The 24,920-nt window shown below is 68.9% G+C and carries 23 protein-coding genes; 8 read left to right on the top strand and 15 right to left on the bottom strand.

Features of this window, described 5'->3' with window-relative positions; all coding sequences use genetic code 11:
* Window positions 1-100 precede the first annotated feature (100 nt).
* Together LXB15_RS03715 and LXB15_RS03710 are read right to left on the bottom strand one after the other, a co-directional pair.
* The gene (locus tag LXB15_RS03715) at window positions 101-625 is read right to left on the bottom strand and encodes a regulatory protein RecX (RefSeq protein ID WP_233950939.1); all 525 of its coding nucleotides are present in this window, start codon (window positions 623-625) and stop codon (window positions 101-103) included.
* Window positions 625-4,089 carry an indolepyruvate ferredoxin oxidoreductase family protein gene (locus LXB15_RS03710; protein WP_233950938.1) on the bottom strand — a complete coding sequence of 1,155 codons (3,465 nt, stop codon included), beginning with the start codon at window positions 4,087-4,089 and terminating at the stop codon, window positions 625-627. Before LXB15_RS03710 ends, LXB15_RS03715 begins: the two co-directional genes overlap by 1 nt.
* Window positions 4,090-4,443: 354 nt before the next feature.
* Between LXB15_RS03710 and LXB15_RS03705 the strand changes: the two genes are divergently transcribed.
* Together LXB15_RS03705 and LXB15_RS03700 are read left to right on the top strand one after the other, a co-directional pair.
* A complete protein-coding gene (locus LXB15_RS03705; RefSeq protein ID WP_233950937.1) occupies window positions 4,444-5,082 on the top strand; it encodes a TRAP transporter small permease subunit in 639 nt (212 codons plus the stop codon).
* Window positions 5,079-7,046, top strand: a complete 1,968-nt coding sequence (locus LXB15_RS03700; RefSeq protein ID WP_233950936.1) for a TRAP transporter large permease subunit — start codon at window positions 5,079-5,081, stop codon at window positions 7,044-7,046. The genes LXB15_RS03705 and LXB15_RS03700 overlap by 4 nt, the downstream gene beginning before the upstream one ends.
* 53 nt (window positions 7,047-7,099) lie before the next feature.
* Here LXB15_RS03700 and LXB15_RS03695 read toward each other — a convergent pair whose 3' ends face one another.
* From LXB15_RS03695 to LXB15_RS03670, 6 genes are all read right to left on the bottom strand, one after another.
* Entirely contained in the window at window positions 7,100-7,804 is a 705-nt protein-coding gene (locus LXB15_RS03695) for a chromosome partitioning protein ParA (protein ID WP_233950935.1), read from the bottom strand.
* Window positions 7,805-8,048: 244 nt separating this feature from the next.
* Window positions 8,049-9,173 (bottom strand): TRAP transporter substrate-binding protein, encoded by a 1,125-nt coding sequence (locus tag LXB15_RS03690; protein WP_233950934.1) that lies wholly within the window; start codon window positions 9,171-9,173, stop codon window positions 8,049-8,051.
* A gap of 227 nt (window positions 9,174-9,400) precedes the next feature.
* Window positions 9,401-10,519, bottom strand: a complete 1,119-nt coding sequence (locus LXB15_RS03685; RefSeq protein ID WP_233950933.1) for a TRAP transporter substrate-binding protein — start codon at window positions 10,517-10,519, stop codon at window positions 9,401-9,403.
* 214 nt (window positions 10,520-10,733) lie between these two features.
* Window positions 10,734-11,828 (bottom strand): DUF3618 domain-containing protein, encoded by a 1,095-nt coding sequence (locus LXB15_RS03680; protein ID WP_233950932.1) that lies wholly within the window; start codon window positions 11,826-11,828, stop codon window positions 10,734-10,736.
* Complete coding sequence (locus tag LXB15_RS03675; RefSeq protein ID WP_233950931.1) at window positions 11,825-12,220, bottom strand: phage holin family protein; 396 nt, start codon at window positions 12,218-12,220, stop codon at window positions 11,825-11,827. Before LXB15_RS03675 ends, LXB15_RS03680 begins: the two co-directional genes overlap by 4 nt.
* Complete coding sequence (locus tag LXB15_RS03670) at window positions 12,210-13,013, bottom strand: hypothetical protein (RefSeq protein WP_233950930.1); 804 nt, start codon at window positions 13,011-13,013, stop codon at window positions 12,210-12,212. Before LXB15_RS03670 ends, LXB15_RS03675 begins: the two co-directional genes overlap by 11 nt.
* Window positions 13,014-13,328: 315 nt before the next feature.
* On the opposite strand from LXB15_RS03670, the gene LXB15_RS03665 reads away from it, so the two are divergent.
* Together LXB15_RS03665 and LXB15_RS03660 are read left to right on the top strand one after the other, a co-directional pair.
* Complete coding sequence (locus LXB15_RS03665) at window positions 13,329-14,096, top strand: gamma-glutamyl-gamma-aminobutyrate hydrolase family protein (protein ID WP_233950929.1); 768 nt, start codon at window positions 13,329-13,331, stop codon at window positions 14,094-14,096.
* The gene (locus LXB15_RS03660) at window positions 14,093-14,449 is read left to right on the top strand and encodes a DUF393 domain-containing protein (RefSeq protein WP_233950928.1); all 357 of its coding nucleotides are present in this window, start codon (window positions 14,093-14,095) and stop codon (window positions 14,447-14,449) included. Before LXB15_RS03665 ends, LXB15_RS03660 begins: the two co-directional genes overlap by 4 nt.
* 7 nt (window positions 14,450-14,456) lie before the next feature.
* Here the strand turns inward: LXB15_RS03660 and LXB15_RS03655 are convergent, their stop codons facing one another.
* The 4 genes from LXB15_RS03655 to LXB15_RS03640 form a co-directional block, all read right to left on the bottom strand.
* Window positions 14,457-15,545, bottom strand: coding sequence for a nickel/cobalt transporter (locus tag LXB15_RS03655; RefSeq protein WP_233950927.1), 1,089 nt, complete (start codon window positions 15,543-15,545; stop codon window positions 14,457-14,459).
* Window positions 15,527-16,198 carry a DUF1007 family protein gene (locus LXB15_RS03650; protein ID WP_233950926.1) on the bottom strand — a complete coding sequence of 224 codons (672 nt, stop codon included), beginning with the start codon at window positions 16,196-16,198 and terminating at the stop codon, window positions 15,527-15,529. The genes LXB15_RS03655 and LXB15_RS03650 overlap by 19 nt, the downstream gene beginning before the upstream one ends.
* Before the next feature lie 75 nt (window positions 16,199-16,273).
* Window positions 16,274-16,792, bottom strand: coding sequence for a L,D-transpeptidase (locus tag LXB15_RS03645; RefSeq protein WP_233950925.1), 519 nt, complete (start codon window positions 16,790-16,792; stop codon window positions 16,274-16,276).
* Window positions 16,793-16,846: 54 nt separating this feature from the next.
* A complete protein-coding gene (locus tag LXB15_RS03640; protein WP_233950924.1) occupies window positions 16,847-17,764 on the bottom strand; it encodes a LysR family transcriptional regulator in 918 nt (305 codons plus the stop codon).
* Between the two features lie 523 nt (window positions 17,765-18,287).
* On the opposite strand from LXB15_RS03640, the gene odc2 reads away from it, so the two are divergent.
* Window positions 18,288-19,421, top strand: a complete 1,134-nt coding sequence (gene odc2 / locus LXB15_RS03635; protein ID WP_233950923.1) for an ornithine/lysine decarboxylase — start codon at window positions 18,288-18,290, stop codon at window positions 19,419-19,421.
* A gap of 134 nt (window positions 19,422-19,555) precedes the next feature.
* Window positions 19,556-20,146, top strand: a complete 591-nt coding sequence (locus LXB15_RS03630; protein ID WP_233950922.1) for a GNAT family N-acetyltransferase — start codon at window positions 19,556-19,558, stop codon at window positions 20,144-20,146.
* Between the two features lie 44 nt (window positions 20,147-20,190).
* Here LXB15_RS03630 and LXB15_RS03625 read toward each other — a convergent pair whose 3' ends face one another.
* From LXB15_RS03625 to LXB15_RS03615, 3 genes are all read right to left on the bottom strand, one after another.
* The gene (locus LXB15_RS03625; protein WP_233950921.1) at window positions 20,191-21,168 is read right to left on the bottom strand and encodes a WD40 repeat domain-containing protein; all 978 of its coding nucleotides are present in this window, start codon (window positions 21,166-21,168) and stop codon (window positions 20,191-20,193) included.
* Window positions 21,168-22,295, bottom strand: a complete 1,128-nt coding sequence (locus LXB15_RS03620) for a GTP-binding protein (protein WP_233950920.1) — start codon at window positions 22,293-22,295, stop codon at window positions 21,168-21,170. The genes LXB15_RS03625 and LXB15_RS03620 overlap by 1 nt, the downstream gene beginning before the upstream one ends.
* A 78-nt stretch (window positions 22,296-22,373) precedes the next feature.
* Window positions 22,374-23,180, bottom strand: a complete 807-nt coding sequence (locus tag LXB15_RS03615) for a creatininase family protein (RefSeq protein WP_233950919.1) — start codon at window positions 23,178-23,180, stop codon at window positions 22,374-22,376.
* Window positions 23,181-23,318: 138 nt separating this feature from the next.
* On the opposite strand from LXB15_RS03615, the gene LXB15_RS03610 reads away from it, so the two are divergent.
* On the top strand, window positions 23,319-23,783 hold the full coding sequence (locus LXB15_RS03610; RefSeq protein WP_233950918.1) for a MarR family winged helix-turn-helix transcriptional regulator: 465 nt from the start codon (window positions 23,319-23,321) through the stop codon (window positions 23,781-23,783).
* Between the two features lie 100 nt (window positions 23,784-23,883).
* Window positions 23,884-24,903, top strand: a complete 1,020-nt coding sequence (locus LXB15_RS03605; RefSeq protein WP_233950917.1) for a LacI family DNA-binding transcriptional regulator — start codon at window positions 23,884-23,886, stop codon at window positions 24,901-24,903.
* Window positions 24,904-24,920: the final 17 nt, after the last annotated feature.

Genomic DNA, 24,920 nt, shown 5'->3' with positions numbered 1-24,920 from the left:
GCTAACGTACTGTCGGCAAACGGGTTCCGACTCTCCAATGCGGCCTTTTCGCGATCCCGGCGAGTATGGCCCGGACTCGCAGGCGTCGTCGCGCCGCCCGCTAGGCTTCGTCCGCGTCCGCATCGCTGTCGATGGCTGCCGCGGCGTCGGGGAACGCGAAACCAGCCCGCACCATCGCCGCGACGTCACGGTCGCGCCGTTCCTCGCGCTGGCGGCTCCGCCACGGCCCCAGCCGCCGGCGCTTGGCATAGGCCTGCGCCGCACCGCGCTCGCTGGTCTCGTCGGCCGCAACGAGTTCCTCCACCAGCGCCTTCTCGACGCCCTTTTCGAGAAGCTTCGCCGTGGTCATCCGCCGCGAGGTGCCGCGCCGGCGAAGGCTCGCGAGACGGCCCTCCGCGAACGCCCGATCGTCGACGAGCCCGAGTTCGACGAAGCGCGCCACCGTCGTCTCGACCAGGCCGAGGTGCTCGGCGGCATCCTCGCCGCGCGCATGGGCTCTGCGCATCACCTTGCGCTCCAGCACGCGCTGGAGGTTGGCGGTGGTGGAGGCGTAGCGCTCCAGATAATGCGCGGCGGTCCGGAACAGCCATTCCGGGGTGATCGGCCGCGGGACGGGGCGCTCCACTATTCGGCGGCTTCCGCGACGCGCACGGCGCCGGCAAAGGCGGCTTCGGCTTCAACCCGCTTCGCCGCCGCCTCGGCGGCGAAGCGCCGCCGGACCGGGCCGTAGCCCTTCAGCGTTTCCGGCCAGCGCGCAAGCGCCGCGGCCGCCTGGTGATTGCCCGGCGAGAGGTCGGCAAGGATCCCGTCGAGCGTCGCCTCGTAGGCCGCCAGCTCGGCGCGTTCGGCCTTGCGTTCGGCGGAAAGGCGGAAGGGATCCAGCACCGTGCCCCGGACCCGCCGCATCGCCGCCAGCGCCCGGAAGCCGAATATCATCCAAGGCCCGAAGCGGCGCTTGCGGGGTCGGCCGTTCGGCCCGTCCTCGCCCATGATCGGCGGCGCCAGATGGAACTCCAGCCGGTCGTAGCGCGCGAAGCGCTCGCCGAGCTGCGCCGCGAAGCTTCCGTCGGTGTAGAGCCGCGCCACCTCGTACTCGTCCTTCTGCGCCATCATCCGGTAGAGCTGCCGCGCCGCGGCATCCGCCAGCTCCTCGCGGCCCGGCGCGACGCGCGCTTCCGCTGCCCGGATTGACGCGATCCGCGCGTTGTAACGCTCGGCGAAGGCCGCATCCTGATAGGCGGCGAGATCCGCTGCCCGCCGGGCCACCGCTTCGTCGAGGCTTTCCGACAGGCGGCGGTGGTCGAGGCCGGCGCCGCTTCCGGCGGCTGCCTCGGTTGCCGGAATGGACGAAGGGTCATGGGCGATCGCCCGGCCCCATTCGAAGGCGGCGAGATTGGTGTCGACCGCCACGCCGTTCATCGTCAGCGCGTCGCGGATCGCCTGCCGCGAGATCGGCAGCGCGCCGGTCTGGAAGGCAAGGCCCAGCATCAGCATGTTGGCGAAGATCGCGTCGCCGAACAGCGCCACGGCAATGCGCTCCGCATCGATGACGCGAAGCCGCTCCCTGCCAGCCGCCTCGCCGAGCGCCTCCAGCAGCCGCCGCGTCGGAAACGAGAAATCGACGTTGCGGGTGAACTCGCCCGACAGCGTCTCGTGGCTGTTGAGGACGACGGTGGTCTTGCCCCGTGTGATCGTCGAGCGGACCTTGGCGGAGGCCGCGGTGACCATGTCGCAGCCGATGACCAGCCGCGCCTGGCCCGCGGCGACCCGGATCGACTTGACGTCGGCCGGCGTCGGGGCGATCCGCACATGGCTCATCACCGCCCCGCCCTTCTGGGCGAGCCCGGCCATGTCGATGATCCCGGCGCCGCGGCCGTCGAGATGCGCCGCCATGCCGATGATCGCACCGATCGTGACCACCCCGGTGCCGCCGACGCCGGTGATGACGATGCCCATGGGCTCGTCGAGCGCCGCGGTCTCGGGCTCCGGCACGGTGGGCGCGGCCTCGCGGCGCCGTTCCGCCTCATGCGCGATCCCGCCATGGACGGTGACGAAGGACGGACAGAACCCCTCGAGGCAGGAGAAATCCTTGTTGCAGGCCGACTGGTCGATCTGGCGCTTGCGGCCGAACTCGGTCTCGACGGCGGTCACCGCGACGCAGTTCGACTGCACGCCGCAATCGCCGCAGCCCTCGCAGACCCGCTCGTTGATGACCACCCGCCGGTCGGGATCGGGAAACGCACCGCGCTTGCGCCGCCGGCGCTTCTCGGCCGCGCAAGTCTGGTCGTAGATCAGCACCGTCAGGCCTTCGGTTGCCGCGAGGTCCCGCTGCACGGTGTCGAGTTCCGAGCGGTGGAACAGCCTGGTGCCGGCGGGCAGGCGCGGGTCGCCTTCGTGCTTGGCCGGCTCGTCCGAGACGACCACCACCCGCTTTGCGCCCTCCGCGAGGACCTGCGCCGCGATCGCCGGCACCGACAGCCCGCCCTCGTGGCGCTGGCCGCCGGTCATCGCCACGGCGTCGTTGAAGAGGATCTTGTAGGTGACGTTGGCCCCGGAGGCGGAGGCGGCGCGCAGGGCGAGCGCGCCGGAATGGTTGTAGGTGCCGTCGCCGAGATTCTGGAACACGTGTCCGCGACTGGAGAAGTGCCGCTCGCCGATCCAGTTGGCGCCCTCGCCGCCCATCTGGGTGAAGCCCTCGGTCGAACGATCCATCCACTGCGCCATGTAGTGGCAGCCGATGCCGGCATAGGCACGGGCACCCTCCGGCACGCGCGTCGAGCTGTTGTGCGGGCAGCCGGCGCAGAAATACGGCGTCCGCAGCGCGTATTCCGGTGCGCTGTGGGCACCCGCCTGCAGCTTCTCGATGCCCGCCACGGCCGCCGCGAGACGCTCGTTGGGCTGGCGCTCCAGGACGCGCCGGCCGATCGCCACCGCGATGTCGTTGGCATCCAGCGAGGCCTTCGGCGTGAACAGCGTGTGCCCCGCCTCGTCGGCCTTGCCGATGATCAGCGGCGCGTTCGCGGTTCCGTAGAGGATCTCCTTCATCTGCGGCTCGACGAGACCGCGCTTCTCCTCGACGACGACGACCAGTTCCAGGCCCTCGGCGAAACTGCGCACGAAGGCCGGGTCGAGCGGCCAGGGCACCCCGACCTTGCCGAGGCGGATGCCGCAATTCGCCGCACCGAGCTCGTCGATCCCGAGACCCGCCAGGGCCTGCTCGACGTCAAGCCACGACTTGCCGAGCGACAGGATGCCGATCCGCGGCGCGCGCCCGCCCGAATGGGTGATCCGGTTGAAGCGGTTGGCGGCGATGAAGGCGCGCGCCGCCGGCAGCCGGAAATCGTGCAGCAGCGCCTCCTGCTCCAGCGGATGGGCGGCGCGCCGGATGTTGAGGCCGCCGGGCGGCATGGCAGCTTCCGGCAGCACGAACGTTCCCCCGGCGGAAGCGGCATGCACCGTGGCGGTGGATTCGATGTTGTCCTTGACGCATTTCATCCCGGTCCACAGTCCCGAGAAGCGCGACAGGGCAAAGCCGGCGAGGCCGTAGTCGAGTATCTCCTGCACGCCGGCCGGGTTGAAGATCGGGATCATCGCGTCGACGAAGGCGAACTCCGACTGATGGGCGGTGGTGGAGGATTCGCAGGTGTGGTCGTCGCCCATCAGCGCCAGCACGCCGCCGAGCCGCGAGGTGCCCGCCAGATTGGCGTGGCGGAAGGCGTCGCCGGATCGGTCGACGCCCGGGCCCTTGCCGTACCAGATGCCGAAGACGCCGTCGTGGCGGCCCTCGCCGCGCACTTCCGCCTGCTGGGTGCCCCAGAGGGCGGTCGCGGCGAGATCCTCGTTGAGGCCCGGCTCGAAGACGATGTTCTGCTGCTTGAGCCGCGCCGCCGCCCTCAGGAACTGCTGGTCGAGCCCGCCCAGCGGCGAGCCGCGATAGCCGGTAACGTAACCGGCCGTGTCATGGCCGGCCTGGCGGTCGAGATGTGCCTGCAGCAACACCAGCCGCACCACGGCCTGGGTCCCGGACAGGAACACGTCGGGCACCGACAGGTCGTACTTGTCGTCCAGCGAAACACTGCGCATGGCCATGAGGCGGAACCTCCCGCGAGCGGCGGCGCGTAGCGCACCCACCGTCAACATCCTGTTTCCCCGACTGTTTTGGGACGCCTGCGCGGCGAGGTCAAAACCTTTCGGTGCCCGGGCCTGCCCGGAGTTAGATTTGTAGCGGATAAATGCAGCGCCCTTGCATAGGCGCCGGAATTTCCTTAACGGACCGCATCCCGGGCAGCCGGGCGATACGGGTCTACCATAGCGACGACGACGCCTGATTCCCCTGCACCTTCGGCCGCGCCGCCGGCGCGCAGAAGGAGCAGGACGGAGCCGCACTCGTCTCGCGCGCACGAACCGGTCCATCGACGGGGCACACGAGGGAGGCGAGGCACAATGTCGGCGCTCATGGCTTTTTCCCGCGGCATCGACCGCGTGACGACCTTCGTCGGTCGCGGCGTGTCCTGGCTGGTCCTGGTCGTGGTGCTGGTCAGCGCCGGCAACGCGGTCATCCGCAAGGCCTTCGACATCTCCTCCAACGCCTGGCTGGAACTGCAGTGGTACCTGTTCGGCGCGATCTTCATGCTCGCCGCCGCCTGGACCCTCTTGAAAAACGAGCACATTCGCGTCGACATCGTGTCGAACGTCGTGTCGAAGCGGACGCGCGACTGGATCGACCTGCTCGGCCACATCTTCATGCTGCTGCCGTTCACGATGCTGATGCTCTGGTTGCTCTACCCCTACGTGCTGCAGTCCTTCATGCGCGGCGAGACCTCGCCGAATGCCGGCGGGCTGATCCTCTGGCCGGCCAAGGCACTGCTGCTGGCCGGCTTCGCGCTGCTTTTCCTGCAGGCGATCTCCGAGCTCATCAAGCGCGTCGGCGTGATGTTCTTCGGTGTCGAGGACACGACACCGATGGGGTCGGCGCATGCCGAGGCGCCTGAACTCGCCGCCCTTGCTCCCGACCAGCCGCAAGGCGGCGCCGAGCCGCCTGCAGACAAGCCGCGCGAAGGCGGCCCGGGAGTGATCCGATGATCGAGTTCGTCGCCCACAATCTCGCGCCGATCATGTTCGGCTCGCTGATCATCTTCCTGCTGCTCGGCTACCCGGTGGCGTTCTCGCTGGCCGCCAACGGCCTCCTGTTCTTCATCATCGGCGTCGAACTGGCGCCGCTGTCGAACGACATCAATCTGTTCTGGCCGCTGCTCGGCGCCCTGCCCGATCGCTTCTTCGGCGGCGTCATGTCGAACGACACGCTGCTCGCCATCCCGTTCTTCACCTTCATGGGGTTGATCCTCGAGCGCTCCGGCATGGCCGAGGACCTGCTCGACACGATCGGCCAGCTGTTCGGCCCGCTGCGCGGCGGCCTCGCCTACGCGGTGATCTTCGTCGGCGCGCTGCTGGCCGCCACGACCGGCGTCGTCGCCGCCTCGGTGATCGCCATGGGCCTGATCTCGCTGCCGATCATGCTGCGCTATGGCTACGATCGCCGGCTGGCCTCGGGCGTCATCGTCGCCTCCGGCACGCTCGCCCAGATCATCCCGCCCTCGCTGGTGCTGATCGTCCTCGCCGACCAGCTCGGCCGCTCCGTCGGCGACATGTATTCCGGCGCGCTCGTTCCGGCGCTGGTTCTGACCGGGCTCTACGTCCTCTACGTCTTCGCGATGACGATGATCTACCCGAACGCCGCGCCGGCCCTGCCGAAGGAAGCGCGCACGCTCGGCCACGGCGTCACCTCGTTGATCTTCGCCGCCGCCGGGGCGATCATCCTGGCCTATCTCGCGACGGTCTTCCTGGAAGGCGAAGTCGAGCAGGGCGCGGGCATCTGGGGTGCCACGATCGCGATCCTGGCGGTGTATTTCGTCGCCGTCCTCAACAAGGCGCTCAAGCTGCCGCTGCTGTCCTACCTGACGCAGCAGGTGATCATCGTCCTGATCCCGCCGCTGGCGCTGATCTTCCTCGTCCTCGGCACCATCTTCCTCGGCATCGCGACACCGACCGAGGGCGGCGCGATGGGCGCCGTCGGCGCGCTGATCCTCGCCTTCGGCAAGCGCCGGCTGAACCTCTCGCTGATGACCCAGGCGATGGAGTCGACCACCAAGCTGTCGGCCTTCGTGCTGTTCATCCTGATCGGCGCCCGGGTATTCTCGCTGACCTTCTACGGCGTCAACGGCCATGTCTGGGTCGAGGAGCTGCTGACGGCCGTGCCCGGCGGCCAGACCGGCTTCCTCATCGTCGTCAACATCCTGGTCTTCTTCCTGGCGTTCTTCCTCGACTTCTTCGAGCTCGCCTTCATCATCGTGCCGCTGCTGGCACCGGCGGCGGACAAGCTGGGCATCGACCTGATCTTCTTCGGGGTGCTGCTCGGGCTGAACATGCAGACCTCGTTCATGCATCCGCCGTTCGGCTTCGCGCTGTTCTACCTGCGCTCCGTGGCGGCCCGCGTGCCGTATCTCGACCGGGTCACCGGCAAGCGGATGGAGCCGGTGACCACCGGGCAGATCTATCGGGGCGCCATCCCGTTCGTCTGCATCCAGCTGGTCATGGTCGGCCTGACGATCCTGTTCCCGCAGATGGTCATGCGCTACAAATCCACGGCGCCGGTGCAGGATCCGTCGGCCATCCAGCTGCAGATCCCGAATTTCGGCGGCGAAGGTGGCCTGCCGCCGCTCGGCGGGGCCTCGGGTGTCGGCAACGGTGCGCCGCAGAACAATCCGCTCGGCCTGCCGCCGCTCGGCATGCCGCCGCTCGGCGCACCCCCGGCTGGCGGGGCGGCGACACCGGCGCCCGGCGGCGCCGCAAAGCCGGCGCCCGCGCCGGCAGCCCCTGCCCCGTCGATGGGCCTGCCGCCGCTCGACTTCAACAATGCCCTTGGTGGCGGAGCCCCGGCTCCCGCGGCGCCGCCGGCGACCCAGCCGGCACCGGCGTCACCGACGCCGCCGGCATCGGCCGGCCCGGGCGCGCCGATCGACCTGTCGCAGCCGCCGCGCATCCAGTGACGACCTGACCGGCTGCCTGACGGGGCGGCCGGTGCGATTTCAGGGAAAGCGGATCAGGCCGCCCGGCGCTGCGCGTCGAAACCTGGCGCCGGGACCGAGACGACGACTCCACCCAGCATGCCGACTGCATGCGCGAAGCTCGCCGCCTCCGCCCGCGCATGATCGAGTCCTGCGACGGTGGTTTCATCCAGCGTGAAGATCGTCCCGCCGTGGACGAAGGGGGCCGCGTGCGCCGCGCACTGCGATAGGCCGACCGGCAGCCGCGCCGTGTCGCTGGTGCCGATGATCGCCTCGATGCTTCGCGCGACGCCGCTGCCGATGGTGGTGATCGCGCTGGCGACGAAGCAGCGATCGCCCGCCTTGCCTTCGCGACGCGCATCCGCCGCCAGCAGCTGGTCGGTGACCAGCGCGGAATAGGCGGACAGCGGCGAGAAGCGAACGGGGATCAGCGCGCGGTCGGCAAGGGACGCGGATGCGCGCACGATCGCCTCTTCCTCGCCGGCGTCGATGATCGCCAGCGCGCCGTGGCGGCGCGCACCGCGGAGGGCGCGTTCGATGGCGGCAATGTCGGCCGCCCGCACGTATTCCAGATGCCGCGGCTGCGCGCCCATGGCGGCCCAGCCGGCCAGCTCCCCCTGCCCGGCAGCGTCGATCAGCGCCACGGGAATGTCGGCTGCCGCCGCGACGCCCGCCAGTGTCAGCGCGACGGTGGCGCTGCCGGAAGCCTTGAGCGATCCAACGGAAATGACGGAAAGCATGGTCGGCCTCGTCGAAGGGCATCGCGCCGGTGAATCTGCCGGGCGGATTGCCGCCCGAGCGGGCAATGGGGCGGAAGGCTGCGCCCGTGACGACGCAGGACGCCGTCCATCGTCCCATGGCTCGAAGTCTCGGTAATTATGGTTAACGGAAGGTTAACGCAGGTTTCCGGCCAGCCTTGCGACAACGAGAAAGGCCCGGGGCGTTTCCGCCCCGGGCCTTCGTCATCTTCGCCTGCAGGATGGCTCAGCCGCCCTGGTTCGGCACCAGCGCGCCTTCGCGCTGCTTGATCATCATGAAGGTGTCGAAGGTGTATTCGCCGACCTGCTGCCAGAGATAGGTGTCGTTCCGGAACGCCACCATCGAGTCGTAGATCTTCTTGAAGGCGGCGTTCTGGCCGTTGATCTCGGCATAGACCTCCTGCGTGGCGTCGAAGCTCGCCTGCATGATCTCCTGGCTGAACGGGCGCAGCTGCGCGCCCTGCTGGACCAGCGTCTTCAGTGCCGTCGGGTTCTTGTAGTCGTACTCGGCGAGCATCTCGATCGTCGAGGCGCGCGCCGCGGTCGCGAGCAGGCTCTTGTAGGCGTCCGGCAGGGCGTCGTACGCGGCCTTGTTGCTGAAGAAGCAGAGCGCCAGGCTCCCCTCCCACCAGCCCGGATAATAGTAATACGGCGCGACCTTCACGAAGCCGAGCTTCTCGTCGTCGTAAGGTCCGATCCACTCGGCGGCGTCGATGACGCCCTTTTCCAGCGAGGGATAGATGTCGCCGCCGGCGATCTGCTGCGGCACCACGCCGAGCTTCTGCATCGCCTGGCCGGCCAGGCCCGCGATGCGCATCTTCAGGCCGTTGAGGTCGGCGACCGTGTTGATCTCCTTGCGGAACCAGCCGCCCATCTGGGTGCCGGTGTTGCCGCCCGGCATGTACTGCAGGCCCTGGCCGTTGAAGTACTCGTTGAGGAGCGTGATGCCCTCGCCGTAATAGAGCCAGGCATGCAGCCCGCGGGCGTTCAGCGTGAACGGCACCGTGGCGCCGAGCGCGTAGGTCGGATCCTTGCCGACATAGTAGTAGGACGCCGTGTGGCACATCTGGACCGTGCCATCGGTGACGGCGTCGGCTGCCTGCAGGCCCGGGACGATCTCGCCGGCGGCGAAGACTTGGATGTCGAAATTGCCGTCGGTCGCCTCGCGGACGTATTTGGCGAGATCCTCGGCGCCGCCATAGATCGTGTCGAGCGATTTCGGGAAGGAGGAGGTGCAGCGCCACTGCACCTTCGGCAGCGACTGGGCGATGGCCGGGGCTGCCAGCGCGCCGGCACCGGCGACGCCGAATGCGCCGACGGCACTGTTACGAATAAACTTGCGGCGGTTCATGAGGACGGACTCCCTTTGCCCCACCCGGTCTCGGAGCAGGCGGCGGCGATTTGAAATTCTGGTTTGCTGCAGGACCCCGTGAGGGACTCCCGAATGCGTGGCTCCCTAGCCGCCGGCATGACCGGCGAGCCCCGGGCTGATCGTAGGCATCCCGGCGCATTTTGCAACGCGGTCGCCTTGCGCGGCCGAGGTGAAGCGGAAGCCGCGGGAAGCGGCTTCCGCGAGCGTCAGAGCGCGTTCTGGCGCTGCTGGACCATCATGAACGTGTCGAAGCTGTATTCCGCGATCTGCGCCCAGAGATAGGCATCCCGCTTGAAGGCGTTCTGGCTGTCGAGGAGCTTCTTGTACTCCTCGTTGGTGGCGGAGATGTCCGCATGCACCTCGTTGGCCGCCTCGAAGCTCGCCTGCATGATCTCCTGGCTGAACGGGCGCAGCTGCGCGCCGGCCGCCGCGAGACGCTTGAGCGCCATCGGGTTGCGGTAGTCGTAGGAGGCCAGCATCGAGCAGTTGATTGCCTGGCATGCCGACTCCAGCATCGCCTGGTAGGCCTTCGGCAGCGAGTTCCACTTCTCGAGATTGAACATCATGTGCAGGGCCGCGCCGCCTTCCCACCAGGCGGGATAGTAATAGTACTTCGCGACCTGGTGGAAGCCGAGCTTCTCGTCGTCATAGGGTCCGACGAACTCGACGGCGTCGAGCGTGCCGCGCTCCAGCGCGGCGTAGATGTCGCCCGCCGGGATCTGCTGCGGCACGACGCCGAGCTTCTCGACAACACGACCCGCCAGCCCGGCGATCCGCAGCTTCAGGCCCTTGAGGTCTTCGAGCCCGTTGATTTCCTTCCGATACCAGCCGCCCATCTGCGCGCCGGTATTGCCGGCTGGCAGGCCATAGACGCCAGTCTTGCCGTAGAACTCGTTCAAGAGGCCGTTGCCGCCGCCTTCGTAGAACCAGGCGTTGAGCTGGCGGGCGTTCAGCCCGAACGGAACCGCGGTGCCGAAGGCGAAGGCCGGGTCCTTGCCGACGTAGTAGTAGGAGGCGGTATGAGCCATCTCGACCGTGCCGTTCTGCACAGCGTCGAGCGCCTGCCCCCCGGGCACGATCTCGCCGGCGGCGAACATCTGGATCTCGAACTGGCCGTCGCTCGCCTCGCGGACATAGCGGGTCAGGAGTTCGGAAGCGCCATAGATCGTGTCCACCGACTTCGGGAACGAGGACGTGCAGCGCCAAGTGACCTTTGGCCGATCCTGGGCGATGGCGGGGGCCGCAAGGCCCGCTGCGCCGATGCCGAGCGCGCCGGCGCCGATGGCGCCCTTGGCGGCACCGCCGATGAATTTGCGTCTGTCCATTGTCGCCTCCCGGGAATGAACGCGCCGCCCGGAGGGCGGCGTGCGTAACTGCGGCAGTTTGGTCGCCGTCTGGCGCGCGATCCTACGCAGGCGCTTCCGAAACGCAAGCCGGGGTTTTGCGCCCGCCTCTCGGCTTGCCGCGGGGGCTTTCGGCCAAGAAAAAGGCGGCGGTCCCGAAGAACCGCCGCCTGATATGTCCGAACCTGAAGAAGGATCAGGTCAGATCCTGCTTCTTGGCGTCGTCCTTGGCCGCTTCGCCGGCAGCACGGGCGACGCTGCCCGCCTTCTCGGCAAGCGTCTCGCCCGACTTGGTGTCCGGCTTCAGGCCCTTGGCGTCGGCTTCCTCGCTGGCTGCCTCGTAGGCGGCGCCAGCGACATGTTCCGCGCGGTGCAGCGTGTCGCGGCCATAGGCCACGGCATCGTCACGCACCTTGTCGCGCATGCCGCCGACCAACTCGTCCTCGCGACGGGTCGCCGGCAGTGCCGCGCCGATCGCGGCACCGATCGCCAGTGCCAGGGCACCGAAGACCAGCGGCTCGTCGTGCATCGCATCGATCACCGTGCGCTGGGCGCGGCGGCCGGTGCGATAGGCGCCCTGACCGGCGTGACGTGCGCCTTCCCAGGCGGCGCTGCCTGCATGGCGAGCGGCATCGCTGGCATCATGGGACGCACGGCGCATGGCGTCGGTCGCCGACCCGGCGGCGTCGCTTGCAGCACCGCCGGCGCGGTTGGCCGCGTCTCCAACCGACGACGCAAGGTTCGACGCGCCGCTCTTCACCGAGCCGGCGGCACTACCGACAGCACCGGAAGCGCTCGAAGCGCCCGACTTGATGGAACCGCCGACGGAGCCGTGGCTACCGCTCGAGACGTTCGTCGACGAAGCCGAGGCCGCGCCGCCGACCGGGGGCGTGCCGCCCTGCGGATAGGCGGGCATCGGACGACCGCCGCGCGGCATGGCGCCGGCGTCTGCCGACCCGGCAGGGAACGCGCCCTCGAAGTCGTCATACTCCCGGTCGTCGCGCCAGTCGCCGTAGCGCTTGGTCAGGCGGTGGCTTTCCGACCGCACGCCGTCGCCGAGGAAGAGCCATGCGAGGCCCGCGCCGACGAGGCCGAGCGCCAGCGGATTGTCGCGAACCTGACGGCCGAAATTGTTCATGGCGTCGGCACCCTGGCCTTCGCGAACATAGCCGGAGAGTTCGTCGACGATCTGGCCGACCGACAGGCGGCCGCGCAGCTCGTCGAGGGTGGAGTCGAGCTTGGACCGATGCGTTTCGGCCTCCTGCTCGAGGCGGGTTGTGTTGTCGCTCATCGGATCTGCTCCTTCACGAGCTTGCCGTCCTTGTTCAACTGGTTGGTCGAACGGTCGGGCATGAGGTTGCTGGGGGCGAGGTCGCGGCGTCCCTTGGCGAGAAGCGCCATGCCGATGGCGGCAATCACGACCCCGACGAGGAGTGCGGCCCAGGCGTCACCGATGACGTTGCCGAGCGCGACGATCAGGGCCTGCGCCAGGACGAACAGAGCGACGAGCAGGCAGATGGCGCCGGCGGCAAGCGAGCCGCCACCCATCTCGACCTGCCGCACCTTGTCGGAGATCTCGGCGCGCACGAGGCGGCTCTCGGTCCGGACGAGTTCACCGGTCTCGCGGATCAGGTCCGTGATCAGGTCGGTGACGGAGCGGGATTCGCGGGGTTCAACGGACATTGCTGCCTCCGGGAGTCTTGGGGGTGATGCCCGACGGCGAAGTAGACGACGTGGAAGTCGTTCCCGATGTCGAACCCTCGTAGCGCGGCTTGCCGGCAAGCGGATCGCTGCCGCCAGAAACGTTGCTCGACGCGGGCCTGGATGCCGTCGTTCCGACCGCTGGGTCCTGATGACGCGGCTTGCCAGTCACCGGATCGACACCCACGGGGTGGGCACCCTCGACCGGACGCGGCTGGTCGCCGTAGGTCGCGGCATATCCTCTGGCGCCGGCCGACGATCCGGGCCGCCCCGCCTGCGACGACGTGCCGTCGCCATAATCCTGGGCGGTGTGCTCACCTGATGCGCGGGCAAAACGACCCAGCGCGACACCGGCAAGAGCCGCACCGACGAGGAACGTGGTCGGACGACGGCGGGCGAAGCTCGCCACCGAGCGCGTCAGGTCCTCGATGCTGTGCCCGTGAATGCTGCGCGATGCGTCCTCGAGGCCGCCGGCGACTTCCCGGACGAGCTTCGACGCCATCGACTGGTCGCGGTCGCCGAGTTCGTCGGAAGCCTTCCGCACAGCCGCGGCGAAATCGTCGAGGCCACCGGCGACGGTTTCCTTGCCGGTCTCGGCTTCGTCGTACACACGCTCTTTCGCCTTGCCGGCAAAATCGCCAGCCTGCTGGCGCACGGTGTCGCCCAGCTTGCGGGCTTCCTCGCGGGCAGCGCCCGCTTCCTGGCCGGCGCGATTACGCGCCGCATCCAGATCTTCGCGCGCCCGGTCGGGCGCTGCTTTGTTGATGTCTGACATTGTCGGTCTCCTCAGCTGAGTCCCAGGAGTGAAAGGACGGCGAGGACCACGACGATCAGGCCGATGAGATAGATGATACTGTTCATGATACTTCCTGCCTCGTGTCGCGCTGGGACAGACGGACACGCGATTGAATCGCCGCTCCGGCTCGTCCGGCTCTTAGGGCCAATCACCGAACGGTGAGATGGTTCCGCATCCATGGCCGGCTAATCCTGCGCCGAAGCTCTCGCTCAGGGGTCGCGACGCCGCTCCGACGGCGTCGACAAGCGGGCGGCGCGGGCCTATTTGGCGGGCACGACAACCGGAAGCGCCGCCATGACCATCGATCCCATCCTTGTCGCCGTGCCAGCCGACGTGCGGGATTTCGAGAACTATCGCTGGCACGCGACCCCCGACACCTATCTCAAGGCGCTGACCCGGGTGGCGGGGGCCATCCCGCTCATCGTGCCGGCGCTGGCCGACGAGTTCGACGTCGAGGCGCTGCTGTCGCGCGTGGATGGGCTGATGATGACCGGCTCGGCCTCCAACGTGCATCCCGACCGCTACGGCGTTGCCGCCACCCAAGGGCACGAGCCGTTCGACCCGGCGCGCGACCGGCTCACCGAGGCGTTGATCAAGGGTGCGATACGCCGCGGGCTGCCGCTGCTGTGCATCTGCCGTGGCCATCAGGAGCTCAACGTGGCGCTCGGCGGCACGCTTGCGACCGAGATCCAGGAGGGCGAAGGCCGCATGGACCACCGGGCGATCAAGCACGAGGAGCAGCGGGAGCGTTTTGCCGTCCGCCACAAGGTGGCGGTCACTGCAGGCGGCGAACTGGCCGCGATCGTCGGTGCGGACGAGATCCGGGTGAACTCGCTGCATCGCCAGGCGATCGACCGCCTGGCGCCCGGCCTCGCCGTCGAAGCGACCGCCGAGGACGGCACGATCGAGGCGGTGTCGGTCGAGGAAGCCAGGGGCTTTGCCCTCGGCGTGCAGTGGCATCCGGAATACTGGGCGGAAAGCGACGCGGCCTCGGCAGCGATCTTTCACGCCTTCGCGGATGCCTGCCGGGCCTACAAGGCCGGCCGCGGGGAGGCAGGGTGACCGGTCTCACCGTCTGGTACGACGGCGCCTGCCCGCTCTGCCGGCGCGAGATCGCCTTCATGCGGCGGCTCGATCGCCGCAACGCGATCAGCTTCGTCGATGTCGCGGCGGGCGATGTCGCCTGTCCGATCGATCGCCGCGAATTGCTGGCACGGTTCCATGCCTCGGAGGATGGCAGTCTGCTGTCGGGCGCGGCGGCGTTCGCTGCGATGTGGCGGGCGATCCCGCAGCTGCGGCCGCTCGGGCTCGCGGCCCGCAACCCGCTGGTGCTGCGCGGGCTCGAACGGGCCTACCTGCTGTTCCTGAAGGGGCGGCCGCGCCTGCAGGCGCTGCTTTCGCGGAGCGGCCGGTAACGCCGGGTCAGATCGTCTGCAGGGCTCCGCCGAGCAGCAGCAGCCCGAGGACCAGCAGGAGCAGCGCGCCGCCGATCTCCACCGCGGTCGTCACCATCCGGTAGCGCGTTCCGCCGAGCTGCAGCGCGAAGCCCTTGGCGAAGACCGCGATGGCGGCGATCGCCGACACCGTGATCGCCGTCCCGAGCGCCATGGCGAGAACCGACAGCACGCCGCCCAGATAGAGGCCGTTGACCAGTGCGAAGGTCAGCACGACGATGGCGCCGGAACAGGGCCGCAGGCCGACCGCCATGATCGCCGAGGCGGCCGAGCCGAAGGTGACCTTTTCGCCAAGGGTCTTCGGGTCGGGCATGTGGCTGCGACCGCAGCCGCAATCCTCCTCGGCATCGGTGCAGACGCCGGCGGCCAGCCCGCCGGATGCCGGACGCATCAGCCGGGCGCCGCTCTGTGCCTCCGCCCGCTCGGGCGCGGCGAAGGCAAGTGCGCCCATCGCGCCGCTGTCGCGATATTGCCCGGCGGGCGCGAAGGCCAGCGAGCCGCCTCCCCTGCGGAAGCCGCCCGCCAGCGCCGCAAGCTTGCGCGCGAGCAGCCAGGCGCCGAAGCCGGCGACGAGGGCGTAGGACGCCATCTCCAGCAGGTCGGTCGCGTCGGTCATCGAGACGGACGTGCCGCGCAGCACGAACCAGCCGGCGCCGACGATGACGAGGGCGGAGAGGGCCTGGACGAGCGAGGAGACGAAGGAGAGCATGATGCCGCGGCGCAGTTCCACCTCGTTGGCCAGAACGTAGGCCGAGATCACCGCCTTGCCGTGGCCGGGCCCGGCGGCGTGGAAGACGCCGTAGGCAAAGGACAGCCCGACCAGGAACGGCAGCGCCAGCCCATCGTCCTTGAGATCGATAAGCGCGCCGCGCAGCGCCGTGAAGAACTCGCGCTGATAGACCGCGATCTGGGTGAACAGCCCGCCGAGCAGGCCGCCGGACGGCTGCGCGGTGACCTCGGCGCTGCCGATACCGAGCGACGAGCGCGCCAGCGCCGGCCCCGCCGCCGCGACGGCCAGCGCGACCAGGCCGAGAAGGATCAGCTGGCGGGGCCGCATGAAACCTCGATGCGTGTCGCCAGGGCCTGCGAATAGTTGATGCCGTCCTCGGGTATCGACTCGTCCGGGCCGAGGCTGGCGACCGAGTCCATCCACTGCTGCGCCGCGACGTCGGCGTCCGGCACGACGTACTGCTTGGTGCACTGCTTGGGCATGTCGATGAGCTGGAAGTCGGCTTCGCTGGCGACGTCGAAGGCGACGAAGAACGTGTCGTCGAAATTCGCCACCGTCAGCTTGCCCGCGGCGAGATCGACCGGCTCGGCCGCCCGCATCTCGAAGAACATCAGCAACTGGCCGTCTTCGTAGAGCGTGTGGATCACGTCGGGCGGCGACATCTTCACGGCGCGGCCGGCGGTCTCGACGAAGGTGTAGAAATCCCACTCGGCGATGGATTCCTTCACCGTCGCGCCGATCTCGACGAGCTCGTCCTGGTCGAGCGTCCCGTTGGCGTTCTTGTCGAAGTCGACCAGCACGGAGGAGGAGAACAGTTCGTCCATCCGCCAGACGTTGCGGATCGCGGCGAGGCGCGCATCGGGGGTGCCGACGATCTCGACCTTCGCCTCGGCGAAGACGTGCGGATGGGCAAGGGCCGGAGCCGTCGTCCCCATGATCGCGATCAGCGCCGCGGCGCCAGCCATCCTGCGTTGGTTCAAAGGTCGAATCCCCTCCGGAGTCGCCTTTTCAAGACAGGACAAGAATGGCCGAAGTTGGGAGGACGGCGCAGGTCCTCAGCGCAGCACGACGACCTGCGCGCCGACATTGACCCGGTCATAGAGGTCGCGGACGTCCTCGTTGCGCATCCGGAAGCAGCCGGCCGAGGCCGCGCTGCCGATCGAGCGCGGGTTGTTGGTGCCATGGATCCGGTAGGCGCCCCAGCCGAGATTGATCGCCCGCTCGCCCAGCGGGTTCTTCGGGCCGGGCCCGACCGACTGCGGCAGGCGCGGGTTCTTCTGGCGCATCGAGGGGGTCGGCGTCCAGGTCGGGTTCGGCCGCTTCTTCGACACCCAGCTCTTGCCGAACCACTGTTCGCTCGGCTTGCCGACGGCGATGTCGTAGGCGAGCGCCCGGCCCTCGCCGGTGACGAGGTAGAGCTTGCGCTCCGAGGTGCGGATCACGATCGTGCCCGGATCGCCCTCGGCGGTGAAGGCGATTTCGGCGGGGCCCGCCCCGTCCCCGGTCGCGGCAAGCGCGGCGCCGGGAAGGGCGAGACCGGAGAGAATCAGGACGGCGAGGATCAGATTGCGCATGGCGGGAAGACTAGGATGCCAGCGCTGAACTTTGGGTAAAAGCCGCCGCGCGGGTCAGTCCTCGTGCTTGGCGCGGCCGTCGCATTTGCGGAACCATGCCGCCAGATAGTCGACGAACAGCCGCACCCGCGCCGGCAAGTGCCGGCGATGCGGGAAGACCGCATAGATGCCGGCCTCGCTCGGCATGTAGTCGTCGAGGACGGTGACCAGCCGGCCCGCCTCGAGATCCTTGCGGACGACGAATGTCGGGCTGAGGGCCAGGCCGAGCCCGGCGATCGCCGCCGCGCGCACCGTGACCGGGCTGTTGGCGGTGAACTGTCCGGAGACCGTGACCGGGATCGTCTCCTTGGTCTCGGGGTCGCGGAAGATCCAGTTGGAAAACATCCGCGAGTTGGAATCGATCACCGCCGGGAAGCCGGCGATCTGCGACGGGTGGGTCGGCCGCCCGAGCCGCTTCAGGAGATCCGGGCTGCCGACGATGGCGAAGTCGAGCGAGGCGAGCCGGCGGGCGATCATCGCCGAATCGGCGAGCCGGGTCATGCGGATCGCGACGTCGAAGCCCTCCTCGACGAGATTGATGAAATTGTCGTCGAGATGAACGTCGAGGCTGATGTCCGGATGGTCCTTGGCGAAGTCGACGAGGCTGAGTCCGAGTTCCGCGTCGCCGAAGGTGCGCGCGGCGGAAACCCGGATCGTGCCCTTCGCCTCGCCGGTCGCCTCGCGCGCCTCCTCGTTGAGGCTCTCGAGGTCGGAGAGGATCGCCGAGGCGCGCGACAGATAGACCTCGCCGGCGGCCGTCAGGGCGATCTGCCTTGTCGTGCGGTTGATCAGGAGGACGCCGAGTTCGTCCTCCAGCTCGCGGACATATTTCGACAGCAGCGCCTTGGAGCGGCCGGTCTTGCGCGCGGCGGCCGAGAAGCCCTCGTTCTCGACGACCGAAATGAAGGCGCGCATCCGTGTCAGCGTGTCCATCGAATGCACCTTGCTCCAGGCTTGCGTGATGTTGCCGGCGGTCCGCGGCAGCGGCCCTTCCTCCGCCGGAAGGGACGAAAAATCAACCGGCCACCGAAATTCCCACTTGTGTATGACGGGAGGCCCGCATACATCGCGCCTTGCCCCATGTCGCACGTGCCCGTGGGCGTCCCCCGGTCCTCAAATGCGAGGTCACCGGGACGGTACCTGGACGTAACACATCCAGTCGGTTTCGCCGCATCGCGGAATCGAGGACGCCTTTAAGCAACGACGGTCCGGGCTTTTTTGGTCTCTCCTGGTCTCCATCGCCGGGAATACTGAAGAGGCACACCATCATTGCCTGAAGTGCGGCGGGTCCAAGCCCACCATGCCATGGCAGATTGACTCCGGCGACGACGCGACGCGTTCGAAGCCGGCCATCGTCGCGTCTCGCGGAGAGACCGCCCGGTCATGCCGTTTCGGCTGGCACGGGGGGACTCCGAGCGGTCGCCTCTTGTCGACCTTTCGGTTCTCGGAGAGCCCCATGGCCACGCAGCGCATCCTCGACTTCCTCGCCACCCGACGTCCCGAGGGCCCCTGCCTCGTCGTCGATCTCGACATCGTCGAGAACAATTTCCACGCCTTCCGCAAGGCGTTGCCGGATTCGGCCATCTTCTACGCTGTGAAGGCCAACCCGGCCCCGGAAGTGCTGCGGCTGCTCGCCTCGCTCGGCTCGAATTTCGACTGCGCCTCTGTCGCCGAGATCGAGATGGCGCTCGAGGCCGGCGCGACCGCGCGGCGGATCTCCTATGGCAACACCATCAAGAAGGAGCGCGACATCGAGCGCGCCGCCGCGCTCGGCGTTTCGCTGTTCGCCGTCGACTGCGTCGAGGAAGTCGAGAAGGTTGCCCGCGCGGCGCCCGGCGCCCGCGTGTTCTGCCGCGTCCTGACCAACGGCGAAGGCGCCGAATGGCCGCTGTCGCGCAAGTTCGGCTGCGTGCCGGCGATGGCGATCGACGTGCTGCTCAAAGCCGCCCGCCTCGGGCTCGTGGCCACCGGCATCTCCTTCCATGTCGGCTCGCAGCAGACCGACACGAATGCCTGGGACGCGGCGATCGGCGACGCGAAATTCGTCTTCGAGGCGCTGGCCGAGAAGGGTATCATGCTGACGCTCGTCAACATGGGCGGCGGCTTTCCGACCCGCTACCTCAAGGACGTGCCGGCGGCGGAAGCCTACGGTCGGGCGATCTTCGAGAGCCTGCGCCGGCATTTCGGCAACCGCCTGCCGGAGACGATCATCGAGCCCGGCCGCGGCATGGTCGGCGACGCCGGCGTCATCAAGGCCGAGGTCGTGCTGGTGTCGCGCAAGTCGGCGACCGACGAGAACCGCTGGGTCTATCTCGACATCGGCAAGTTCGGCGGCCTCGCCGAGACGATGGACGAGGCGATCCGCTACCCGATCGTGACCGCAAGGGACGGCGACCGGATGGAGCCCTGCGTCCTCGCCGGCCCGACCTGCGACTCGGCCGACGTGCTCTACGAGAAGAAGCCCTACCCGCTGCCGATCACCCTGACGGTCGGCGACGAGGTGCTGATCGAGGGCACCGGCGCCTACACCACGACCTACGCGTCGGTGGCGTTCAACGGCTTCGAGCCGCTGCGCGCCTACGTGATCTGAGCGGCATGACGACCCGCCTCGAACGACGACGGAGCGACATGCTCCGACGCTGACCCGGCGCTGCGGCGCCGGGTCTTCGCCCGCGCCGCATCGCCCGGCTCGTTCCTTTCGCCTCCGCATTACTGGGGGTCTACATGTCCGCATTCCAGCATGCCGGCTGCTTCGAAGTGGCCGCACCCTTCTTCGCCATCCGGCCGGAACTGCCGGGCGACGTCGCTGCGCGCGAAGCGCTGCTCGACGCCGCCATGGGTCCCGGCCGCACCCGCAAGTCCTCCGAGGCGCTGCGCCGCGGCCGGCTGCCGGCGCTCGGCCTCAGCCTCGTGGCGATCGCCGCCGACGGCGCCCTCGCCGGCACCGTCCGGCTGTGGGAAATCGCCGCCGGCACGCGCGACGGCGCGCCGGTCGCGGCGCTGCTGCTCGGCCCGCTGGCGGTCGACCCGCGCTGGCACGGCGCCGGCATCGGCGGCGCGCTGATGCGCCATGCCGTCGCCGAGGCCGCGCGGCTCGGTCACGGCGCGATCCTGCTCGTCGGTGATCCGGAGTACTACGGCCGCTTCGGCTTCTCGGCCGCGGCGACGGGCGGGCTCGCCATGCCCGGCCCGTTCGAGCAGCGGCGCCTGCTGGGGCTGGAGCTGCAGCCGGGTGCACTGGCCGCCGTGGCCGGTCTCGTCACTGCGACCGGCCGATGCGAGGGCGACCCGGCGATGCTCGATTCGGCAGCCTGAACGCCGGCCTCGGGAAGTGCCGGGCGGAGCGCCCGGCACGAGATTCAGCTGGAAATATCGACGACGCCGGCCTCGCCTGTCTCGCTGCCGAAGGCGAGCAGCCGTCCCTTCGCATCCCAGCCCATGGTCCGCACCGCGCCGGTACCGCCGCGCCGAAGCAGCGCCTCCCTTGCGTCGGCGAAGCGGACGGCGAGGATCATGCCGTCATGGTAGCCGATGGCGACCATGTCCTCGGTCGGATGGCAGGAAACCGCGGTGACCATCGAATCGCCGCGCGTGCCGAGTTCCAGCGGCGCCTTGCCCATCGGGCCGTCGCGGCCGGAAAACGGCCAGAGGATCGCGGCGGGCGCGCCGCTGGTCGCCAGGAACTTGCCCTTGGCGGAGAACGACCAGTCCTTCACCTTGGCCGGATAGCCGGTCATCTTCATGTGCTTGCCGTCCTCGACCCGCCAGCCGTGCAGGGCGTTCTCCTGCATCAGCGTCACGAGGAAGCGCCCGTCCGGCGAAAACAGCACGCCGAGATGGGCGCCCTTCCATTCGAGCGAGACCGGCACGGCCCCCGTGGCCGGAAAGAACAGCGAGGCACCATCGTAATGCGCCGTCGCCGCCCGCAGTCCCTTCGGCGCGAAGGCAATGTCCTCGACCGTGCGGGCATGCGGAACGGTCTTCAGCGTGCCGTCCGGCAGCCGCACATAGGCGTTGCGCCCCGAGGCAAAACCGACGGCGCCCTTCGGCCCGCCGGCGACCGCGCCGATCCATTTCTGGCCGATCGACGCCAGTTCCTCGGCCTGGCCGCCCGGCGAGATGGCGACGACACGGCCGTCCTCGCCGCCGGAGAGCAGCCGGGCGCCGTCCATGTCGAGCCGGGCCGAGAGTAGTCCGCCTTCATGCGCCACGACCGAGCGCTCGCCGCCCGCCGGAAAGCGGACGGTCCCATCGGCGAGGGCAAAGACCGGCTCGTCCCTCAGGAAGGTTGCGGTCTGGACGAAGTCGGCGAACTCATAGGCCGCGATGGACGGCATCAGGCGTCGGCCCGCTGCCGCGCCGCGCACGCCTCGAACTCGGCCGACAGCGCCTCGGCATCTAGTTCCCGCCCGATGAACACCAGCCGGCTCTCGCGCTTCTCGTCCTCGCGCCAGGGCCGCTGGTGGTCGCCCTCGACGATCATGTGGACGCCCTGGACGACATAGCGGTCCGGATCGTCGGCGATCGCGATGATGCCCTTCAGCCGCAGGATGTTCGGCCCCTGCTCCTGGGTGAGCGCCTGGATCCAGGGGAAGAACTTCTTCGGGTCGACCTCGCCGCCGCGCAGCGAGACCGACGTCACCGTCACGTCGTGGATCGCCGCCGGTCCGTGGTCGTGATCGTGCCCGTGATGGTCGTTGCCATGGTGATGATGGTCGTGATCGTGATGATGGTGGTCGTGACCATGATCATGGTCGCAGTCCGGGCCGCAGACGTGATCGTCATGCGCCTTTTCAGCTTCCTCGAGGAATTCGGGATCGGCGTCGAGCACCCGCTTCAGGTCGAAGGCCCGCTGGCCCAGCACGCGCGTCAGGTCGATGGCCGCCCGCTCGGTGCGGTGGATGACGGCATAGGGGTTGATGGCCCGCACCGTCGCCTCGATCTTGGCGAGCTCGGCCTCAGTGACGAGATCGGTCTTGTTGAGGAGCACCACGTCGGCGAAGGCGATCTGGTCCTCGGCCTCGCGGGAGTCCTTCAGCCGCAACGGCAGATGCTTGGCGTCGACCAGCGCGACGACGGCGTCGAGCCGGGTCTTGGCCCGCACGTCCTCGTCCATGAAGAAGGTCTGGGCGACCGGCACCGGGTCGGCAAGGCCCGTGGTCTCGACGATGATCGCATCGAACCGGCCTTTGCGGCGCGTCAGGCCCTCGACGACGCGGACGAGGTCGCCGCGCACCGTGCAGCAGACGCAGCCATTGTTCATCTCGTAGATCTCCTCGTCGGATTCGACGATGAGGTCGTTGTCGATGCCGATCTCGCCGAACTCGTTGACGATGACGGCGTAGCGCTTGCCGTGGTCCTCGGACAGGATGCGGTTGAGCAGCGTCGTCTTGCCGGAACCGAGATAGCCGGTGAGCACGGTGACGGGAATCTGGTCGAGGATCGGGCTGGCAGTATCGGACATTGTGGGCCTCCGGCTTGGGACGGGCAGCATATAGGACCGTGCTCCGGGGAATGCACGGGGTCGCGTGACGGCCGGTCGTCAGTTTCGGTCGTCCGGCGCCAGCCGATCGAGATCGAATTCGAGCACGTCGTCGAGAAACGCGAGGAACGAGGTCGCCTGGTGTTCGGCGATGGCCGCGCCGATCTCCGCCGTCGCAAGGCGCGCGTCGCCGACCACGCCCGCCGGATTGAGGTCGCGCGCCATCCAGCCGAAGCCGAGCCGGCCGTGCGCCCGAAGGTGCGCCGCCTCGGTTGACAGTGTGTCCTGCAGCGAGGGGAACGCCGCGATCGCCTCGGCGCGGACCAGGTCAGGCCGGAAATGCAGCATCAGCGACGTTTCCACCGCGCCGCCATGGATGCCGGAGGCGATCTCCGCCGGCGGCAGCAGGCCGTCCGGGTAGCCGAAGCGCAGCCACGAGCAGGTCGCCACCAGCAGCCCGTGCGCCCGCCGCAGTTCGAGGGCCGCCGTATCCATGACCGGGGTGTTGCCGCCATGGGCGTTGACGATCACCAGGCGGCGGAAGCCGCTGGCGGCGAGTCCGGCGCCGATCTCGATCAAGGCCGCCGTCGCCGTCCGCCAGTCGTGGCTGAGCGTGCCGGCGCAATCGGCATGTTCGGTCGACTTGCCGATCCGCAGGGTCGACAGGAACGTCACGGCGCGGTCCTGCGGCAGCATCGACAGGACCATCGCCACCATCGCGTCGGACAGGATCGCGTCGGTGCCGAGCGGCAGATGCGCCCCGTGCTGCTCCACCGCCGCGATCGGCACGACGACGACCGCCTCCGCCAGCGACCGGCGCTCGGCCTTGAGTTCGGCGCTGGTCATCTCCTCGTAGATCGGCCGCATCGACCCCCCTTTCCCGAATTCACGTCCCGCGCGCCTCGCACGCGGGGCGCCGAGGTGGACAACATAGCCGCCTCACGTCATTTTGCCTGCAAAACGGCGCGGAAACCGGCTGGTCCCGCGAAATCGGCTGGGGGAACGATGGCGGTCAAGAAGAAGAAGCAGTTCGTCACTGCCCATCTCAGCCTCGCCGGCCGGGCGGCCCGCACCGCGCTGTCGCAGCGGCTGACCTCGCTCGAGCTCTATCCCGGCCAGGACGCGGTACTGCTGGCGATCGGCGAGGAGGATGGGATCGCCCTGCGCGATCTCGCCGAACGCCTCGCGGTGCGCCCCCCGACCATCACCAAGACCGTTGCGCGGCTCGGCAGCCAGGGGCTTGTCGCGAAGCGCAATTCCGACAGCGACGCGCGCCAGAGCCACGCCCATCTCACGGAAAAGGGTCTTGCCATCGTCGACGCGGTGCGAAGCACGCAGAAGGCCGTCGAACGCCGGGCGCTGAAGGGTTTTTCCAACAAGGAGCGCAAGCTCCTGCGCAAGCTGCTGCAGCGGGTGACCGACAATCTCGACGGCACGCCCTCCCCGGCGCTGCTGCCGGACGAGGAATGAGCCGCCGGCGGAACGCCCGGTCCGGATGCTCTTCCCCCGCCCGGCGGTCTTTGCCATAGATCGCCCGGGCCCGGGCATGAACACAACCGAACGAGACTAGGTGGCGCAGAAGGTCAAACTCTCGACGATCGCCGACGCACTCAGCGTGTCGACCGCGACCGTTTCGCTGGCATTGCGCGACAGCCCGCTCGTGGCCGAGGTGACGCGCGAGCGCATCAAGGAGGCGGCGCGCGAGTTCGGCTACATCTACAATCGCCGGGCCGCCTCCCTGCGGACCTCCAAGTCCGGCATCGTCGGCGTCTGCGTCCACGACATCATGAATCCGTTCTTCGGCGAGATCCTGATGGCGGTCGAGGAAGAGCTCGATCGCCAGCGCCAGACCTTCATCCTGTGCAACCATCACGACGACCTGTCGAAGCAGCGCTCCTTCGTCGACACGCTGCTGCAGCTCGGCGCCGACGGGCTGATCCTCTCCCCTGCCCTCGGAACGCCCGCCGCCGACATCCGCCTCGCCGAGGACAACGAGCTGCCGGTGACGCTGATCGCCCGCACCGTCCAGGGCTCCGGCGTCCGCGGTTTCCGCGGCGACGACGCCTATGGCATGGGGCTCGCCGTCGACCACCTCGTCGAGCGCGGCCACCGCAGGATCGCCATGGTCGGCGGCACCGGGATGACCTCCACCGGGCGCGACCGCGAGGCCGGCTATCTCGCCGCGTTGGAGCGCGCCGGCATCGACTTCCGGCCCGAGTGGCGGATCGAGGGTCCGCGCAACCGCCATTCCGGCTTCGACGCGACGGCCGCGGTGCTGTCGATCGAGCCGCGGCCGACCGCCATCGTCTGCTTCTCCGACCTGGTGGCGCTCGGCCTGATGTACGGCCTGTCGCGCGCCGGGCTGCGGCCGGGCGTCGACATCGCCGTGACCGGCTATGACGACATCGACGAGGCGGCCATCGCCATGCCGTCCCTGACCACCGTGTCGAACGGCCAGCGCGAAGTCGGCCGCCGCGCCGCCGGCGCTCTGCTCGACCGCCTCCGCGGCGAGCCGGCCATCGACGAGACCGTCCTCATCCGCCCGGAACTCAAGATCCGGCAATCAAGCGAATATGCCTGGCCGTCATGACGGCCGGACAGACATCT

The organism is Aurantimonas sp. HBX-1 (assembly GCF_021391535.1).
Taxonomy (GTDB): domain Bacteria; phylum Pseudomonadota; class Alphaproteobacteria; order Rhizobiales; family Rhizobiaceae; genus Aurantimonas.
Note: the sequence above shows the minus strand (reverse complement) of the source record. Positions and strands in the feature narration are given on the sequence as shown.

What these genes read in the sequence shown, in the direction of transcription:
- LXB15_RS03710 (WP_233950938.1), bottom strand. Translation starts at nt 4,089, where the DNA reads ATGGCCATGCGCAGTGTTTCGCTGGACGACAAGTACGACCTGTCGGTG.
- LXB15_RS03705 (WP_233950937.1), top strand. Translation starts at nt 4,444, where the DNA reads ATGTCGGCGCTCATGGCTTTTTCCCGCGGCATCGACCGCGTGACGACC.
- LXB15_RS03700 (WP_233950936.1), top strand. Translation starts at nt 5,079, where the DNA reads ATGATCGAGTTCGTCGCCCACAATCTCGCGCCGATCATGTTCGGCTCG.
- LXB15_RS03695 (WP_233950935.1), bottom strand. Translation starts at nt 7,804, where the DNA reads ATGCTTTCCGTCATTTCCGTTGGATCGCTCAAGGCTTCCGGCAGCGCC.
- LXB15_RS03690 (WP_233950934.1), bottom strand. Translation starts at nt 9,173, where the DNA reads ATGAACCGCCGCAAGTTTATTCGTAACAGTGCCGTCGGCGCATTCGGC.
- LXB15_RS03685 (WP_233950933.1), bottom strand. Translation starts at nt 10,519, where the DNA reads ATGGACAGACGCAAATTCATCGGCGGTGCCGCCAAGGGCGCCATCGGC.
- LXB15_RS03680 (WP_233950932.1), bottom strand. Translation starts at nt 11,828, where the DNA reads ATGAGCGACAACACAACCCGCCTCGAGCAGGAGGCCGAAACGCATCGG.
- LXB15_RS03675 (WP_233950931.1), bottom strand. Translation starts at nt 12,220, where the DNA reads ATGTCCGTTGAACCCCGCGAATCCCGCTCCGTCACCGACCTGATCACG.
- LXB15_RS03670 (WP_233950930.1), bottom strand. Translation starts at nt 13,013, where the DNA reads ATGTCAGACATCAACAAAGCAGCGCCCGACCGGGCGCGCGAAGATCTG.
- LXB15_RS03665 (WP_233950929.1), top strand. Translation starts at nt 13,329, where the DNA reads ATGACCATCGATCCCATCCTTGTCGCCGTGCCAGCCGACGTGCGGGAT.
- LXB15_RS03655 (WP_233950927.1), bottom strand. Translation starts at nt 15,545, where the DNA reads ATGCGGCCCCGCCAGCTGATCCTTCTCGGCCTGGTCGCGCTGGCCGTC.
- LXB15_RS03645 (WP_233950925.1), bottom strand. Translation starts at nt 16,792, where the DNA reads ATGCGCAATCTGATCCTCGCCGTCCTGATTCTCTCCGGTCTCGCCCTT.
- LXB15_RS03640 (WP_233950924.1), bottom strand. Translation starts at nt 17,764, where the DNA reads ATGGACACGCTGACACGGATGCGCGCCTTCATTTCGGTCGTCGAGAAC.
- odc2 (WP_233950923.1), top strand. Translation starts at nt 18,288, where the DNA reads ATGGCCACGCAGCGCATCCTCGACTTCCTCGCCACCCGACGTCCCGAG.
- LXB15_RS03630 (WP_233950922.1), top strand. Translation starts at nt 19,556, where the DNA reads ATGTCCGCATTCCAGCATGCCGGCTGCTTCGAAGTGGCCGCACCCTTC.
- LXB15_RS03625 (WP_233950921.1), bottom strand. Translation starts at nt 21,168, where the DNA reads ATGCCGTCCATCGCGGCCTATGAGTTCGCCGACTTCGTCCAGACCGCA.
- LXB15_RS03620 (WP_233950920.1), bottom strand. Translation starts at nt 22,295, where the DNA reads ATGTCCGATACTGCCAGCCCGATCCTCGACCAGATTCCCGTCACCGTG.
- LXB15_RS03615 (WP_233950919.1), bottom strand. Translation starts at nt 23,180, where the DNA reads ATGCGGCCGATCTACGAGGAGATGACCAGCGCCGAACTCAAGGCCGAG.
- LXB15_RS03610 (WP_233950918.1), top strand. Translation starts at nt 23,319, where the DNA reads ATGGCGGTCAAGAAGAAGAAGCAGTTCGTCACTGCCCATCTCAGCCTC.